Here is a 16,871-nt window from a genome sequence, read left to right on the forward strand (position 1 = left end):
ATGCGGTGCGCGCGACCCGGCCGCTACCCGCTGCGTACGGTGGTCAGGTCGGCCAGGCCGGAGATGGTGAGCAGCGGCGCCAACACCGGGCCGGCGACCAGCGAGATGCGCTCGGCGTGCGGGAACAGGACCGCCAGGCCGGCGCTGTCCAGGTATTCCACCTTCGTCAGGTCCACGACCAGGGGCCCGCCGTCGGGCCGCACCGCGTCGGTGAGCGCGGCCCCGAACGTGTCCGCGTTGCTCATGTCGATCTCGCCGGCGACGGACAGCACCCGCACGCCGTCGGCGCCGTCGCTCGTGGTGAGGGTCAGGGACGGACTCATGAGGCGATCTTCGCGCGCATGTCGACAGTGGTGCCAGCCGCCCCCTGGGTCACGCTGATGCTGTCCATCAGCGCGCGCATGAGCACCAGCCCTCGGCCCCGGTGCGAATCGGCGCGTGGCTCCGGTTCCCGCCACCGCCCGCTGTCGGTGACGCTCAGCTGCAGGTCGCCGGCCGTGACGGCGGCACGCAGGCGGATCCACCCGCCCGGGCTGCCCCGGTGCCCGTGCTCGACGGCGTTGGCGCACGCCTCGCCCGCGGCGACCAGGATGTTGTAGGCGTTCGCCGGCGCCAGACCGCACCGGTCCAGCCAGCCCCGCAGCGTGGAGCGGACCTCGGCCAGCCGGGTCGGCTCGGCGGGGAAGTCCAGCTCCAGCGGCCCGGGATGGCGGTAGAGCAGCAGGGCCACGTCGTCGTGGTAGCCGCCGTCCGGGGCCATCCGGGCCATGATATCGGTGGCGAGCACGTCCACCGGCGCGCGGTGTCCCTGTTGGACGGCACCGGTGGCGCGGGCGATGCCCACGGTGATCGGCTGACGGCGGCGCTCCACCAGACCGTCGGTGTAGAGCATGAGCGTCGCCCGTGGCGGCACGATCGCCTCGGCCTCCGGGCGGTCCTGGCCGGGGCGGACGGCCAGCGGCCGGGACCGGCCGTGTTCGAGCAGCCGGGGCGTGCCGTCGGGGTGCACGACGATGGCCGGCGGATGCCCGGCGCTGGAGTAGCGCAACCGGCCGGTGGCCGGGTCCAGGACGCCGCAGAAGACGGTGGCGCAGGCCGCCCCGGGCAGCAGGGCCGCGAACCGGTCCAGGGCGACGAGCACCCCGGCGGGGCTGGCGTCCTGCAACAGCAGGGCCCGGCAGGCGCTGCGCAGCTGGCCCATCACGGCGGCCGCGCGCAGACCGTGCCCGACACAGTCGCCGACCACGATGCCGATCCGCCCGTCCGGCAGCTCGACGGTGTCGTACCAGTCGCCGCCGACCTTGAGCGGCACCGCCGCGGGGGAGTAGCGCACCGCGAAGCCGGCGGGCAGGCGCGCCGGGCCTAGGATCGCCCGTTGCAGCGCCAGCGCGATCTCGCGCTGCTGGTCGACCTGGTGCACCCGGTGCAGCCCTTGACCGACGTGCCCGCCGAGCAGCGCCAGCAGGGTCTGGTCCTGCTCGGTGAAGGGCCGCTTCTCGCCGAGGTCGATCCAGAGCGCCATGGTGCCGTGCGGGTGCTCCACGGCGATGCCGGCGCCGTGCGTACGGGTCGCGACCGGGGTCAGCAGCGGGGTGTCCCGCAGCGCGAGCAACGCCTGCCGCCGCTTCTCGGGCAGGATGTCCCAGTGGGCGGTCGGGTCGCCGGCGGTGACGGTGGGGGTCGGGTCGTCGCCGAACACGGCGGTGAGCACGTCCGCGGCCCGCCACAGCTTGCGCAGCTCGTCCAGGACGCCGCGCAGCGCGTCGGTGAGGTCGTCGGCCCGGGCCAGCCGCATGCTGAGCCCGGCCAGCGCGGTCTCCCGCTGCACGGCGTAGTGCTCGGCGGTGACGTCGCGGAACGTACCGACGATCATCCGCCGGCCGGTGTCCGGATCCTCGACGTGGTTGAACGCGGCGGAGATCCAGAGGCGGTGTCCGTCACGGTGGGTCACCGGCACCGTGTAGGTGCCGCGGGACTGGCCGACGAGCGTCGAGAACGCGGCGGCCACCTGGCGGTGCGCGTCGGGTTCGGCGTCCTGGTCCGGCCACCACGGGTGCACCGCCGGATAGGGCAGGCCGTCGGTTCCGTAACCGAGGACGTCGGTGAACGCGGTGTTTATCTCGACCACGGCGCCGGTCTCGTCACAGACGAAGAACGCCTCCTGCAACGATTCGACAAGGGCGGTACGCCAGCGGGCGTGGTGGTTGCGCAGCCGGGCCAGTTCCACGTTGGTCCGTACCCGGGCGAGCAGTTCGGCGGCCGGGAACGGCTTGACCAGATAGTCGTCGGCGCCCGCGTCCAGCCCTTCGATCGACGCCTCCTGCCCGGCGCGGGCGGACAGCAGCAGGACCGGCGTGCCGGCCGTGTGGGGCTCGGCGCGCAGAGCGCCCACCAGTTGCAGCCCGTCGAGGCGGGGCATCATCACGTCGCTGACCACCAGGTCGGGCGTCTGCGCCCGGGCGGCGTCCAGCGCGGCCCGCCCGTCGGCGACGGCGTACACCTGGTGTCCGGCGGAGCGCAGCAGCCGGGTCAGGTACTCCCGCATGTCGGTGTTGTCGTCGGCGACCAGGATCCGTGCCGGCGCCCCGCCGGGCAGCGGTCGGGCCGGCTCGTCGGTCGAGGGAGGGCCGTCCGTGGCCATCTCGTCGGTCGGGCCGGCGGGCAGCCAGCGCAGCGCCTCCTGCACGAACGGTTCCGCGGTCACGGAGACCTGGCCGCTGCCGGCCGGGGCGAGCGCCTCGGCGGGCAGGTGGGCGGTGCCGAACGGCAGGCGGACCGCGAAGGTGGTGCCCCGGCCCACCGTGCTGCTGGCCTCGATGGTGCCGCCGTGCAGCCCGATCAGCTCCTTGACCAGGGCGAGACCGATTCCGCTGCCCTCGCCCGAGCGGGACCGCGCGTTCTCGATGCGGTGGAACCGCTCGAACAGCCGGGGCATCTCCTCCTCGGCGACGCCGATGCCGGTGTCGGAGACCTCCAGGACGGCGTGCCCGCGTTCGGCGCGCAACCGCACCCGCACCGTGCCGTCGAAGGTGAACTTCAGCGCGTTGCTGAGCAGGTTGAGGACCACCTTCTCCCACATTCCCCGGTCCAGGTGCACCGGCTCGCGCAGGGGTGGGCAGTCGACCTCGAAGGTCAGCCCGGCGCGTTCGATCGCCGATCGGAACACGCTGGCCAGGTCGGCGGTCACCGCGGCCAGGTCCACCGGCTCGTACCGGGCCTGCATCCGGCCGGCCTCGATCCGGGAGAAGTCGAGCAGGCTGTTGACCAGCTTGCCGAGGCGCAACCCGTTGCGCCGGATGACGTCCAACTCCGCGCGGGTCTGCTCGTCGGCGTCCCGCAACCGCCCGCGCAGCTCGTCCACCGGACCCATGATCAGCGTCAGTGGGGTGCGGAACTCGTGGCTGATGTTGGAGAAGAACGTGGTCTTGGCGCGGTCCAGTTCGGCGAGTTCCTCGGCGCGCCGCTGCTGCGCCTGGTAGCTGCGGGCGCTGGCGATGCCGGTGGCCAGGTGCCCGGCCGCCAGTTCGACGAACCCGCGGTAGCTCTCGTCGAGCGCCCGGTAGCGGTTCAGCCCGGCCACCAGGAACCCGTACGGCGCGGCGCCCTGCTGATGCAGGGGCACCAGGAGTGCCTCGGTGGGTGGGGCCGGCCACACGCCCGCGGGCAGGTCGGTGAAGGCCGGGCCGTCGAGCGGGATCTGTACCGACTCGCCCTCGGTGAGCGCCCCGGCCGGCCACGGCGTCGCCGGGTCGGCGCAGGACAGCGTCGCCGGCGCGGCCGGGTGGCCGGTGTCCAGTCCGGTGGCCGCCACCAGTCGGGCGGCCCCGCCGTCGTCGAACAGGTAGGTCAGCGTGAACGGCAGGTCCCGCGGGTTGCGGCCCAACTGGCGGCTGACGAAGGCGAGCGTCTCCTGCTCGGTGCGGATGACGCTCGGGTCGGAGCCCAGGTCGCGCAGCGTGGCCATCCGTCGCTCGCCGATGACGCGTTCGGTGTCCTCGCTGACCACGCAGAGCATCCCGACCAGGCCACCGTCGTCGTCGTGCAGTGGGCTGTAGGAGAACGTGTGGTAGGTCTCCTCCCGGTAGCCGGCGCGTTCCAGGAACAGCAGCAGGCCCTCGTCCCAGGTCGCCTCGCCGGTGCGCAGCACCGTGTCGACGCGGGGACCGATGTCGTCCCAGATCTCCGCCCACACCTCGTAGGCCGGTCGACCCAGTGCCCACGGGTACTTGCGGCCCAGCGTGTCCCGGCGGTAGGCGGCGTTGCAGAAGAAGCTCAACTGCGGTCCCCACGCCATCCACATCGGGAAGCGGGAGGACAGCAGGATGCGCACCGCGGTCCGCAGGCTTTGCGGCCACGTCTCCGGCGGTCCCAGCGGATGCGCCGACCAGTCGACCAGGGCCAGGTCCGGGCCGATCTCGCTGTCGACGGCGAACACGTCGGCGCGCGTACGCGGGTCGAAGTCAGCGCTGGTCATCGCCCGAGTCTCCCCCCACCGCTCCCGATCCTGTCCGTCCGGGTCGCGTCGTCGCGTCCCTCGTCGTCTCTTGCCCCACCGGGTCCGGCATACACCCCACCCACCGGGCGACGAGAGCGCGGTCACGCCGGTCGGGCGAGGAGGAGAACAGGGTGGTGCCGGACGGCGCGCCTGTGGGGCGCCGGTGACGTCGGGCGGAAAGCCGTGCGGAAAACCGAAAGGCAGGGAGACCCAGCTCCCTGCCACCTTCAACATATATCGCACCGCGGGGCTTGCCGCAAGACCCGGGTGGTGTCCCAGAATCGGCGGCCGGACGTTGTTGAGCTGGGCAGACGGGGTACGACGATGACGGGACGCTATGTGACGGCACTGCGCGACATCGACCGGACGGCGGTCGCCACGGTCGGTGGCAAGGGCGCGAACCTGGGCGCGTTGGCCCGGGTCGACGGGGTCCGCGTACCGGAGGGCTTCTGCGTGACGACGGACGCCTTCCGGCAGGCGGTGGCGGGCGCGCCCGCGGTCGCCGACGGGTTGCGGCGGCTGGCCCGGACCGACCCGGACGACCGGGAGACGATCCGGACGGTCGCCGCCGGGCTGCGCCGTGCCGTCGAGGGGGTCGCGCTGCCCGCCGACGTGGCCGACGCGCTCACCGGCGCGGTGGAGCGGCTCGGCGGGGAGGTCGGGTACGCCGTGCGGTCCAGCGCCACCGCCGAGGACCTGCCCACCACCTCGTTCGCCGGCCAGCACGACACCTACCTGAACGTGGTGGGCCCGGCCGAGGTGGGCGCGCACGTGCGTCGCTGCTGGGCGTCGCTGTTCAGCGAGCGGGCGGTCACCTACCGCCGGCGGCACGGCGTCGACGACCGGACCGTCGCGATGGCGGTGGTGGTGCAGCGGATGGTGATTCCGGACGCGGCCGGGATCATGTTCACCGCCGACCCGGTCACCGGCAACCGCACCACGGTCTCCCTGGAGGCCGGGTTCGGCCTGGGCGAGGCGCTGGTCGCCGGTCTGGTGAACCCGGACGTGTTCACGGTGCGGGGCGGCCGGGTGATCGCCCGGACCGTCGCCGACAAGCGACGGGCCGTCCTGCCGGTGCCCGGTGGCGGGACCCGGGAGCGGGACGTCGACCCGGCGCGCCGGGAGCAGCCGGCGCTCACCGACGACCAGGCGGTACGCCTGGCGCGGCTGGGCCGGCTGGTCGAGGCGGAGTTCGGCTGCCCGCAGGACGTCGAGTGGGCGCTGGTCGGCGACGACGCGTACGTCCTGCAGAGCCGGCCGATCACCACGTTGTTCCCCGTCCCGGCGGTCTCGGACGGGGCCCGACACGTCTACCTCTCGGTCGGGCACCAGCAGATGATGACCGACGCGATGAAACCCCTCGGGCTGTCGATGTGGCGGCTGACCGCCATGACGCCGATGCACGAGGCCGGCGGGCGGCTGTTCGTCGACGCCACGCCGCTGCTCGCCGATCCCGCCCGCCGGGCCGGCCTGCTGGAGATGATCGGACGTTCCGACCCGCTGGCTCGGGACGCGCTCCAGGCGGCCCTGGAGCGCGGCGACGGGCTGCCCGCCGGCACGCCGCCGTCCGCCGGGCCGCCGTCCGCCGGAACCACCACCGGTACGACGACCGCCGGACCGCCGCCGACCCGCGACGCGGCACCGGCGCCCGACGCCGACCCGGCGGTCGTGGCGGAGCTGGTCGAGCGCAGCCGGGCGTCGCTGGCCGCGCTGCGACGCGACATCCGGGGCCGGTCCGGGCCGGCGCTGTTCGACTTCCTGGACGAGGCGTTCGAGGAACACCGGCGGGTACTCACCGATCCGCGGAGCGCGCGGGTGCTGATGGCGGGGATGGAGGCCGCCTGGTGGCTCACCGACAGGCTGGGGGAGTGGTTGGGCGAGCGGAGCGCCGTCGACGCCCTCACCCTGTCCGTCCCCGGCAACGTCACCGCCGAGATGGGCCTGGCGCTGCTCGACGTCGCCGACGTGATCCGCCCGTACCCGGAGGTGGTGGCTTTCCTGGGCACGGTCGGCGACGACGACGGGTTCCTGGCGGAGCTGCCGGCACGTCCGGGCGGGGAGCGGGCGCGCGCGGCCGTCGCGGACTTCCTGGACCGGTACGGCATGCGCGGCGCCGGGGAGATCGACATCACCCGGCCACGGTGGTGTGAACGCCCCACCACTCTCGTACCACTGATCCTCGACCACGTCCGCAACGTCGCCCCGGGTGCCGCGGCCCGCCGTTACGCGCAGGGCCGCGAGACGGCGGAACGGACGGCCCGGGAGGTGCTGGCGCGCCTGCGGGCGCTGCCGGACGGGGACCGCAGGGCCGACGAGGCGCGGCGGATGATCGACCGGGTGCGGGCCTTCACCGGCTACCGCGAGTACCCGAAGTACGACATCGTCTGCCGCTACCTGGTCTACCGGCAGGCGCTGCTGGGCGAGGCGGACCGGCTGGTGCGCGCCGGCGTGCTCGGCGACCGGGAGGACGTCTTCTACCTGACGTTCGAGGAGTTCCGCGCGGTGGCGGCCACGCACCGGGTGGACCACGGGCTGATCCACCGACGCCGGGAGGAGTTCCGCACGCACCAGGCGCTCACCCCGCCCCGCGTGCTGACCTCCGACGGGGAACGGTTCGACGGGGCGTACCGGCGCGACGACGTGCCGGACGGCGCGCTCGTCGGCCTGGCCGTCTCCTCCGGCGTGGTGCAGGGCCGCGCACGGGTGGTCACCGACCTCGCCCGGGCCGCGCTGGAGCCGGGCGACATCCTCGTCACGGCCTGCACCGATCCGAGTTGGACACCGCTGTTCGTCGCCGCGGCGGCCCTGGTCACGGAGATCGGCGGACGGATGACCCACGGCGCGGTGATCGCCCGCGAGTACGGCCTGCCGGCGGTCGTGGGCGTCACCGGGGCCACCCGGCTGATCCGCGACGGGCAGCGCATCCGCGTGCACGGCGGCGACGGGTACGTGGAACTCCTGGGCTGACCGGACGCCGCCGCGCCTGGCATCCTCGACGGAGAGGTCGGACGCGGTTCGGGAGGCGCGGTGCGGATCGGGGAACTGTCGGCGCGTACCGGGGTGAGCGCCCGGTCCATCCGCTACTACGAGCAGCAGGGCCTGCTGGCCTCGACGCGTACCGCCGCCGGGCAGCGGGTCTTCGCGGAGTCGGCGGTCGAGCGGGTACGGCTCATCCGACGGCTCTTCGAGGCCGGGTTGAGCAGCCGCCGGATGGCCGAGCTGCTGCCGTGCGTGACCGACCCGGACATCCGGACGCCGTGGCTGACCGACCGGCTGCGCGAGGAGCGGTCCCGGCTGCTCGCGGAGATGGCCCGGCTGTCCCGCACCGTCGCGGTGCTCGACGACGTGGTCGCCGACATGACCGTGTCTGTGGCCGAGGACACCCGCAGGGCGGCGGCCTGAGCGCTTGCCCCTGACACCGGTGTCAGCTCCTACCGTCGCGCCATGGCCACGAACCTGGACACCACGAACCTGGACACCGCGCCCGCGCTGGCACCGCTGCTCACCCCCGTCACCGTCGCCGGGCTGCCGCTGCGGTCCCGCCTCGTCATGGCCCCGATGACCCGACACCGGGCGCTGGGTGGCGTGCCGACGCCGCAGATGGCCGAGTACTACCGGCGCCGCGCCGCCCACGGCCTCGGTCTGGTCGTCACCGAGGGGGCGCTGGTGGACCATCCCAGCGCCGGGCACGAGGACACCGTGCCCCGGTTGAGCGCCGGGGCTGCCGAGGTCGGCTGGCGGGCCGTGGTGGACGCGGTCCACGCCGCCGGTGGCCGGATCGCCGCCCAGCTGTGGCACCTGGGCAGCCTGCGCGAGCCGGTGGACGGCCGTCCGGCGTGGACCCCGTCGGGCGTACGCGAAACCGGCCGGCCGGCGACCCGCGCCATGACGGTCGCCGACCTCGACACGCTGCTGGCGGCGTACGGGGAGGCGGCCCGGGTGGCGGTCCGGGCGGGATTCGACGCGGTGGAGATCCACGCCGCGCACGGGTACCTGCTCGACGAGTTCCTCTGGCCGTACACCAATCGCCGGACCGACGCGTTCGGCGGCTCACCGGTGCGGCGGGCGGCGTTCCCGGCCGCGGTGGTCCGCGCGGTACGCGCGCAGCTTCCCGCGCGGCTCCCGCTGATCGTGCGGTTCTCGCAGTTCAAGGAGCGGGCGTTCGACGCCCGGATCGCCGAGACGCCGACCGAGCTGGCGGAGATCCTGACCGCGTTCGCCGACGCCGGGGCCGACCTTCTGCACGCCTCGCAGCGCCGGTTCTGGCAGCCGGCGTTCGCCGGCTCGGCGTGGAACCTGGCCGGTTGGGCGAAGCACCTCACCGGGCTGCCGTCGATCACGGTGGGATCGGTCGGGTTGACCCGCGACTTCCTGCGCCCGGGCGGCCCGGAGTCGGTGTCCGGGCTGGTCGGGCGGGTCACGGACGGCGAGTTCGACCTGGTGGCGGTGGGCCGCGCGTTGCTCGGCAACCCGGCCTGGGTGACGCACGCCGCCGCCGGGCGGCTGAGCGAGATCGTCGACTACTGCAAGGCGCACGAGGACGTCCATCCCTGATCCCGCCGCGGGCTTGACGCGGCGAATGTTATCGCTCACAGTCGATGTCAGGGCACGAGCGCGCAGGGCTCACCGGGCGAGCCGCGTTGGTCGTACCTCGACACCGTCGCCGGAGGCGGGTCGAGGGGTCGCACCATCACCGTTGCAACCCGGAAGAGGAATCCGCATGAGACGAAAGAGAGCCCTGCTGGCCACCGGCATCCTGGCCGGCGCGCTCGCCGCCGGCATGGCGGTGGCGTTGGCGCCGGCCGCGAGCGCCGGGACCACGCTGCGCGCCGCGGCGGCCGAGAAGGGCCGCTACTTCGGCGCCGCGATCGCCACAAACAAGCTGTCCGACAACACGTACGCGACGGTGCTGAACCGCGAGTTCAACTCCGTGGTGGCCGAGAACGAGATGAAGTGGGACGCCACCGAGCCGCAGCAGGGAAGGTTCACCTTCACCGGCGGCGACCGGGTGGTCAGCCACGCCCGCGCCAACGGGATGACCGTACGCGGTCACGCCCTGCTCTGGCACAACCAGCAACCGCCGTGGGCGCAGGCCCTGTCGGGCAGCGCGCTGCGCAACGCGGCGATCAACCACGTCACCCAGGTCGCCACCCACTTCCGGGGGCAGATCTACGCCTGGGATGTCGTGAACGAGGCGTTCGCCGACGGCGGCAGCGGCGGACGCCGCGACTCCAACCTGCAGCGCACCGGCAACGACTGGATCGAGGCGGCGTTCCGGGCGGCGCGGGCCGCCGACCCGGGCGCGAAGCTCTGCTACAACGACTACAACACCGACGGCGTCAACGCGAAGTCGACGGGCATCTACAACATGGTGCGGGACTTCAGGTCCCGCGGGGTGCCGATCGACTGCGTCGGCTTCCAGTCCCACCTGGGCACCACGATCCCCGGTGACTACCAGGCCAACCTCCAGCGTTTCGCCGACCTGGGCGTGGACGTGCAGATCACCGAGCTGGACGTGACGACCGGCGGCAACCAGGCGAACATCTACGGCGCGGTGACCCGCGCCTGCCTGGCGGTGTCGCGGTGCACCGGCATCACGGTGTGGGGCGTGCGGGACTGCGACTCCTGGCGCGGTTCGGACAACGCGCTGCTGTTCGACTGCAACGGCAACAAGAAGGCCGCGTACAACGCGGTGCTCGACGCGCTGAACGCGGGCGGGAACAACCCGCCGCCGCCGACCACCACCCCGCCGCCGAACAACCCGACCACTCCGCCGCCGGGCCCGGGCGGATGTTCCGCCTCGGTGTCGCTGAACTCCTGGGCCGGTGGCTTCGTGGCCTCGGTGAAGGTGACGGCGGGTTCGTCGGGCACCCGGGGGTGGACGGTCACCATGACGCTGCCCGGCGGGGCGAGCGTGACGAACACCTGGAGCGCGACCGCCAGCGGCAGCACCGGCACGGTGCGGTTCGCCAACGTGGACTACAACGGTCAGCTCGGTGCCGGCCAGAGCGCCGAGTTCGGGTTCCAGGGCAACGGCAGCGGATCGGGCCTGACGCCCACCTGTTCCGCCTCCTGAGCCGGACGCGGGGGCGGCACGTCGCGCCGTCCCCGCGCGGTCCGCCCGTCCTACCTGGACGCGCCCCTGTTACAAGAAAGAGACATGCACATTTCGCGGGATTGATTGACGAGACAACTTGTGAGCGTTAACACTCACCCTGACGGTTACCTGTGTCACAGGGGCCACGGAGGGGAGAGAGGACGCTCGTGCGCAGACGAATCCTGGCCGCAGTCAGCGGCGCCGCGCTCGCGATCAGCCTGGCCGCGTGCAGCGGCGAGGGCGCCGGAGGCGGCTCGGACACCAGCTCCGCCAAGCCCGGCGACCTGACGATCGGCGTCTCGATGCCGACCCAGACCTCGGAACGGTGGATCGCCGACGGCAACTCGGTGAAGGAGAAGCTGCAGGCGAAGGGCTACAAGGTCGACCTGCAGTACGCCGGGGACGACATCCCCACCCAGTCGCAGCAGATCGACCAGATGATCACTCGGGGCGCTGACGTGCTGGTCATCGCCCCGATCGACGGCACCGCGCTCAGCGGCCAGCTCCAAGCCGCCGCGAACGCGAAGATCCCGGTCATCTCCTACGACCGGCTCATCCGCAACAGCCCGAACGTCAGCTTCTACGTCAGCTTCGACAACTACAAGGTCGGCGTGGCGCAGGCCAACGCGCTTCTGGTCGGCCTCGGCCTGCTGACCAAGGACGGCGCCAAGGGCACCGCGACCGGCCCGTTCAACGTGGAGTTGTTCGCCGGCTCGCTCGACGACAACAACGCGGGGTTCTTCTTCACCGGCGCGATGGACACGCTCAAGCCGTACTTCGACGCCGGGACGCTGAAGGTCAAGTCCGGGCAGACCAAGATCGAGCAGGCGGCCATCCTGCGGTGGCAGCAGGAGACCGCGCAGAAGCGGATGGAGGACCTGCTCACCTCCAGCTACAACGACGGCAGCAAGGTCGACGGCGTGCTGTCGCCCTTCGACGGCCTGTCCCGGGGCATCATCACCGCCCTGCAGAACGCCGGCTACCGCGGCGGCGCCAAGAAGATGCCTGTGGTGACCGGTCAGGACGCCGAGGTCGCGTCGGTCAAGCTCATCGACGACGGGGTGCAGAGCTCCACCGTGTTCAAGGACACCCGGCTGCTGGCCGAGCAGGCGGCGATCGCCGCCGAGGCGTTCCTGCGCGAGGAGGAGCCGAAGGCGAACGAGACCAAGGCGTACAACAACGGCGTCAAGGTCGTGCCCGCCTTCCTGCTGCCCGTGCAGACCGTCTACAAGGAGGACATCAGGTCCGTCTTGATCGACTCCGGCTACCTGACCGCACAGGAGGTCGCCGCCGGGCGAGCCGGCTGATCCGGGCGGCGGGCCCGGTGGTGTGACGTGCCACCGGGCCCGCCCCGCTCCGGACACCACGACCACGAGCAGGACGGATACCGATGAGCGACCACATCCTCGAGATGCGTGGCATCACGAAGACCTTCCCCGGGGTGACCGCGCTGCAGGACGTCTCGCTCGCCGTACGGCGCGGCGAGATCCACGCGATCTGCGGCGAGAACGGCGCCGGCAAGTCCACCCTGATGAAGGTGCTGTCTGGGGTCCACCCGGTCGGCAGCTACGACGGCCAGATCGTCTTCGACGGCGAACCGGTCGGCTTCCGGGGGATCCAGGACAGCGAAGCCCGCGGCATCGTCATCATCCACCAGGAACTGGCCCTGATCCCGTACCTGTCGATCGCGGAGAACATCTTCCTCGGCAACGAGCGCCGGGGCCGCGGCGGGCTCATCGACTGGCACCGGACCAACGCGGAGGCCGCGGCGCTGCTGCGCTCGGTCGGGCTGCACGAGAACCCGGTCACCCCCGTCATGCAGCTCGGCGTCGGCAAGCAGCAGCTCGTGGAGATCGCCAAGGCGTTGTCCAAGAAGGTGCGACTGCTGATCCTCGACGAGCCCACCGCGGCGCTCAACGACGTCGACTCGGCGCACCTGCTGGACCTGATGCGCCGGCTGCGCGACCAGGGCATCACCTGCATCATGATCTCGCACAAGCTCGGCGAGATCACCGCGGTCGCCGACTCGACAACGGTGATCCGCGACGGCCGTACCGTCGAGACGCTGGACATGGCCGACGGCGCCGTCACCCAGGACCGGATCATCCGTGGCATGGTCGGACGCGACCTGGCCACCTTCTACCCGACCCGCGACGTGACTCCCGGGGCCGAGGTGCTGCGGATCGAGGACTGGACGGTGCGCCACCCGACCCAGGACCGCCTGGTGGTCGACCGGGCGTCGCTGCACGTGCGCGCCGGGGAGGTCGTCGGCATCGCCGGCCTGATGGGGGCCGGGCGCACCGAGCTGGCGATGAGCGTGTTCGGCCGGGCCTACGGCCGGGACATCAGCGGGCGGCTGTTCCTCAGGGGCCGCGAGGTGCGGGCGCGGACGGTGGCCGAGGCCATCGCCAACGGCATCGCGTACGCCACCGAGGACCGCAAGCACTACGGCCTCAACCTCATCGACGACGTACGGGGCAACGTGTCGGCCGCCGCGCTCGGCAAGCTCGCCCGGCACGGCTGGATCGACGGCAACCGGGAGATCCAGGTCGCCGAGCGGGGCCGGCGCGACATGAACATCAAGGCGCCGACGGTGATGTCGGTGGTGGGCAAGCTCTCCGGCGGCAACCAGCAGAAGGTCGTGCTGGCGAAGTGGCTGTTCACCGACCCGGACGTGCTGATCCTCGACGAGCCGACCCGGGGCATCGACGTGGGTGCGAAGTTCGAGATCTACACGATCGTCAACCGGCTGGTGGCCGAAGGCAAGGCAGTCGTTCTGATCTCCTCCGAGCTGCCCGAGCTGCTCGGCATGTGCGACCGCGTCTACACCCTGGCGGCCGGCCGGATCACCGGGGAGGTGCCGGTGGGTGAGGCCACCCAGGAGAACCTGATGCAACTCATGACCAAGGACAGGGATCTCGTTCGATGACGACCACGAAGCCCAGCTCCCCGAAGGCCGCCGCGCCGGACGCCGGCACGGCGACCCTGCACACCGGCACCAGCGACCCGCGCGCGCTGATCCTCGGCAACCTGCGGCAGAGCGGCATCTACATCGCGCTGGTGGTGATCGTCGCGCTGTTCGCCGTCCTCACCGACGGCGTCTCGCTCAGCCCCGGCAACCTCACGAACATCGTGCTCCAGTACTCCTACATCCTGGTCCTCGCGATCGGCATGGTCATCGTGATCATCGGCGGCCACATCGACCTGTCGGTGGGATCGGTGGTGGCGCTCACCGGCGCGGTCTCGGCGGTGCTCGTCATCCGCGAGGGCCTGCCCTGGTGGGTCGGCGTCCTGGCCGCGCTCGCGGTGGGCGTCGCGGTCGGCGCCTGGCACGGGCTCTGGGTCGCGTACGCCGGCATCCCGGCGTTCATCGTCACCCTGGCCGGCATGCTCCTGTTCCGCGGTTTGACCCTTCGCGTGCTGGACAACATCTCGCTGTCGCCGTTTCCCGAGGAGTACCAGCGGGTCGCCGCCGGCTTCCTCAACGGGCTCCTCGGCGGCCAGGGCTTCGACGCCTTCACGCTGTTCATCGGCGCGTTCGCGGTGGTCGGGTACGCCGCGAGCGTGTTCCGGACCCGGGTCGCCCGGGTGCGCCACGAGCAGCCCGTGGAGTCGTTCCCGCTGTTCGTCCTGCGGGTCGTGGTGGTCGGTGCCGTGGTGATGTGGTTCGCCTGGCAGCTCGCCCACGCCCGTGGCCTGCCGATCGTGCTCATCGTGCTGGCCGTGCTCGTGCTTGTCTACGGCCTGCTCACCCGCCGTACGGTGTTCGGCCGCCGGGTGTACGCGATCGGCGGCAACCTGCCCGCGGCGATGCTGTCCGGGGTCCGGGTGAAACGGGTCAACTTCTGGATCTTCGTCAACATGGGCTTCCTGTCCGGCGTGGCCGGCGTGATCTACTCCTCCCGGTCCAACGGCGCCCAGCCCGCGGCGGGCAACATGTTCGAGCTGGACGCGATCGCGGCGGCGTTCATCGGCGGCGCGGCGGTCACCGGCGGCGTCGGCACCGTTGTCGGCGCCATGGTGGGTGGCCTGATCATGGCGGTGATGAGCAACGGCATGCAGCTCATGAGCGTCGACCAGTCCGTGCAGTCGGTGGTGAAGGGCCTGGTGCTCCTGGTCGCCGTGGCGTTCGACATCTGGAACAAGCGCCGCGCCGCCGGCACCCGGTGACGGTCGGCCGGACGCTCGCCCTTGTCGTCCGGCCGACCGCCGTTCACCGGCCGCAGCCGCTCACGCCCGGCTCCACCGCTGGTTGGTGTTGCCGTGGCAGGTCCAGACGAGCACCCGGGTGCCGTTGGCGGTGCCGGCGTTGTCGACGTCCAGGCACAGGGTCGGGAAGCGGACGCTGCTCACCGTGCCGTTGCCGTTGAACGTCCACTGCTGGTTGGTGCCGCCGTTGCAGTCCCAGATCTGCACCCGGGTGCCGGCGGTCGCGGTGGTCGGGATGTCCAGGCACTTGCCGAGCACCTGCAACGCCTGGCCGCTGGCGGTGAACTGCTGGTTGGGGTTGCCGTGGCAGTCCCAGATCAGGGTTCCGGTGCCGTTTGCGGAGCTGGCGTTGTCCACGTCGAGGCACCGGCCGGACGACTCGCTGCGCAGTCGGAACGTGGTCGGGACCGGCGGCGGGGTGGTGGTGCCGCCCCCGCTGACCCGGTAGACCACCGTGCCGTGTGCCGGCACGCTGGCGGAGATCGTGCCGGTGCTGGTGGAGGTGGCGTCCGTCCACGCGTCGCGCAGCGTGAACGAGCTGCCGCTCTTGCCCACCGCCGCCGCCGTGGTGGAGACCGTGGTGGTGGCGCTGCCCTGGTTGAACAGGGCGACCGCCACGTCACCGTTGGCCAGCGGCTTGGCCAGCACCCGCCGGGTGCCGTCGAAGGAGACCTGGACCGCCTGGCGGCCGAGGGTGTCCTGGTTGATGGCGACCAGGTTCGGGTTGCGCAGGATCGCCAGCGTGGCCGTGCTCGCCGAGCGCACGTCGTTGCCCATCATCAGCGGCGCGGCCAGGATCGTCCAGAGCGCGAAGTGGCTGCGCATCTCGGTGTCGGTCATGCCCCCTCGACCGACCTCGAGCATGTCCGGGTCGTTGAACCCGCCGGGCGCGGCGTAGCCGGCCAGCGGCACCGTGACGTCGACGATGTTCTGGATGCCCATCGGGTAGCCGTTTGTCTGGCCGGTGTTCCACGCGTTGGTGATGTCCTCGGTGGTCCGCCACAGGTTCGCCACGTCGCTCCAGTTGCGCTGCGGCCCGGTCTTGGCGTGGTAGCTGTTGGGGTTGATGCTGTAGACGATCGGCCGGCCGGTGGAGGCCAACGCGTCGCGCATGATGCCGAACCGCGCCACCTGGTCGTTTATGGTGCCGGTGGAGGAGCACCAGTCGTACTTCAGGTAGTCCACGCCCCAGGCGGCGAACTGCCGCGCGTCCTGGTATTCGTGGTTGAGGCTGCCGGTGGCGCCGGGGAACGCGCCGCCGACCTGGGCGCAGGTCTTGTCCAGCGGCACCTGGTAGATGCCGAACAGCAGGCCCCGCGCGTGCAGGTAGTCGCCGAGCGACTTCATTCCGCTCGGGAACCGCTGCGGGTGCGCCTGGAGGTTGCCCTGGGCGTCCCGGTTGGGGTCGAACCAGCAGTCGTCCACCACGACGTACTTGTAGCCGAGGTCGCGCAGGCCGTTGGCCACGATCGCGTCGGCGGTCTGCCGGATGAGCGTCTCGTTGATGTTGCAGCCGAAGGTGTTCCAGGTGTTCCACCCCATCGGGGGCGTACGGGCGACGCCGTTGTCGAGCGCCTGTGCCGGGCGGGGGGTGACCGCTTCGCCGGTGACGGTGGCCGCGAGCGTCACCGCCGCGACACCCAGGACGGCGAGCATCCGTCGGGTCCATCTGCGCACTGAGTCCTCCTCGGTCGCCGGGCGCCGTCCGTGCCGGTGCCCGGAACGGAGCGGCCCGCCGGCCACGCGGCGTCGCCCGTGGTGCACGGGGGACGTACGCGGCAACGGCAGTTCCAGAGGGCCGGACGGTGCCGGCGGGCGCTCATGGGTGGTGGGGTTCGGCGGTCGACGGGGTCGCCGTCGTCGCCGCCCGGCTGCGGCGCCGGGGTTTCCCGGACGGCGGCGCCACAGTGTGGGGTGCCGGAAATGTTATCGCTGACATCAAAGGCTGTAAATAGGGTCGGGTGTTCCGGGCGGCTCGCCGAGGGTGACGATGACGGGTGCCGTGGCGGGAGAAAGGGCCGCTGAGACGCGCTGTGGCGACCGTACGACGGTGGCCGGGTGTGCGGGTCC

At 72.1% G+C, this 16,871-nt stretch carries 10 protein-coding genes; 7 read left to right on the top strand and 3 right to left on the bottom strand.

Annotation, left to right across the window (positions count from 1 at the left end; all coding sequences use genetic code 11):
* Positions 1–23 precede the first annotated feature (23 nt).
* Together ACLQ2X_RS00835 and ACLQ2X_RS00840 are read right to left on the bottom strand one after the other, a co-directional pair.
* Complete coding sequence (locus tag ACLQ2X_RS00835) at positions 24–323, bottom strand: STAS domain-containing protein (protein ID WP_425678942.1); 300 nt, start codon at positions 321–323, stop codon at positions 24–26.
* Positions 320–4,474, bottom strand: a complete 4,155-nt coding sequence (locus tag ACLQ2X_RS00840; RefSeq protein ID WP_425678943.1) for a SpoIIE family protein phosphatase — start codon at positions 4,472–4,474, stop codon at positions 320–322. Before ACLQ2X_RS00840 ends, ACLQ2X_RS00835 begins: the two co-directional genes overlap by 4 nt.
* Before the next feature lie 345 nt (positions 4,475–4,819).
* Between ACLQ2X_RS00840 and rph the strand changes: the two genes are divergently transcribed.
* The 7 genes from rph (at position 4,820) to mmsB (ending at position 14,762) form a co-directional block, all read left to right on the top strand.
* Positions 4,820–7,462: a rifamycin-inactivating phosphotransferase gene (gene rph / locus ACLQ2X_RS00845; RefSeq protein ID WP_425678944.1), complete on the top strand. Its 2,643-nt coding sequence runs from the start codon at positions 4,820–4,822 to the stop codon at positions 7,460–7,462.
* Between the two features lie 60 nt (positions 7,463–7,522).
* Complete coding sequence (locus ACLQ2X_RS00850; RefSeq protein WP_425678945.1) at positions 7,523–7,897, top strand: MerR family transcriptional regulator; 375 nt, start codon at positions 7,523–7,525, stop codon at positions 7,895–7,897.
* Between the two features lie 42 nt (positions 7,898–7,939).
* The gene (locus tag ACLQ2X_RS00855) at positions 7,940–9,049 is read left to right on the top strand and encodes a 12-oxophytodienoate reductase (protein WP_425678946.1); all 1,110 of its coding nucleotides are present in this window, start codon (positions 7,940–7,942) and stop codon (positions 9,047–9,049) included.
* A gap of 166 nt (positions 9,050–9,215) precedes the next feature.
* Complete coding sequence (locus tag ACLQ2X_RS00860; protein ID WP_425678947.1) at positions 9,216–10,571, top strand: endo-1,4-beta-xylanase; 1,356 nt, start codon at positions 9,216–9,218, stop codon at positions 10,569–10,571.
* Positions 10,572–10,759: 188 nt separating this feature from the next.
* Positions 10,760–11,899 carry a multiple monosaccharide ABC transporter substrate-binding protein gene (gene chvE, locus ACLQ2X_RS00865; RefSeq protein ID WP_425678948.1) on the top strand — a complete coding sequence of 380 codons (1,140 nt, stop codon included), beginning with the start codon at positions 10,760–10,762 and terminating at the stop codon, positions 11,897–11,899.
* 83 nt (positions 11,900–11,982) lie between these two features.
* Positions 11,983–13,521 carry a multiple monosaccharide ABC transporter ATP-binding protein gene (gene mmsA / locus ACLQ2X_RS00870; protein ID WP_425678949.1) on the top strand — a complete coding sequence of 513 codons (1,539 nt, stop codon included), beginning with the start codon at positions 11,983–11,985 and terminating at the stop codon, positions 13,519–13,521.
* Positions 13,518–14,762, top strand: coding sequence for a multiple monosaccharide ABC transporter permease (mmsB, locus tag ACLQ2X_RS00875; protein WP_425678950.1), 1,245 nt, complete (start codon positions 13,518–13,520; stop codon positions 14,760–14,762). The genes mmsA and mmsB overlap by 4 nt, the downstream gene beginning before the upstream one ends.
* A 60-nt stretch (positions 14,763–14,822) precedes the next feature.
* Here mmsB and ACLQ2X_RS00880 read toward each other — a convergent pair whose 3' ends face one another.
* Positions 14,823–16,478, bottom strand: a complete 1,656-nt coding sequence (locus ACLQ2X_RS00880; RefSeq protein ID WP_425678951.1) for a glycoside hydrolase family 27 protein — start codon at positions 16,476–16,478, stop codon at positions 14,823–14,825.
* Positions 16,479–16,871 lie beyond the last annotated feature (393 nt).

This window comes from Micromonospora sp. DT31, assembly GCF_049841795.1.
In the GTDB taxonomy this organism is placed as follows: domain Bacteria; phylum Actinomycetota; class Actinomycetes; order Mycobacteriales; family Micromonosporaceae; genus Micromonospora.

What these genes read in the sequence shown, in the direction of transcription:
- ACLQ2X_RS00855 (WP_425678946.1), top strand. Translation starts at nt 7,940, where the DNA reads ATGGCCACGAACCTGGACACCACGAACCTGGACACCGCGCCCGCGCTG.
- ACLQ2X_RS00860 (WP_425678947.1), top strand. Translation starts at nt 9,216, where the DNA reads ATGAGACGAAAGAGAGCCCTGCTGGCCACCGGCATCCTGGCCGGCGCG.
- ACLQ2X_RS00835 (WP_425678942.1), bottom strand. Translation starts at nt 323, where the DNA reads ATGAGTCCGTCCCTGACCCTCACCACGAGCGACGGCGCCGACGGCGTG.
- mmsB (WP_425678950.1), top strand. Translation starts at nt 13,518, where the DNA reads ATGACGACCACGAAGCCCAGCTCCCCGAAGGCCGCCGCGCCGGACGCC.
- rph (WP_425678944.1), top strand. Translation starts at nt 4,820, where the DNA reads ATGACGGGACGCTATGTGACGGCACTGCGCGACATCGACCGGACGGCG.
- mmsA (WP_425678949.1), top strand. Translation starts at nt 11,983, where the DNA reads ATGAGCGACCACATCCTCGAGATGCGTGGCATCACGAAGACCTTCCCC.
- ACLQ2X_RS00840 (WP_425678943.1), bottom strand. Translation starts at nt 4,474, where the DNA reads ATGACCAGCGCTGACTTCGACCCGCGTACGCGCGCCGACGTGTTCGCC.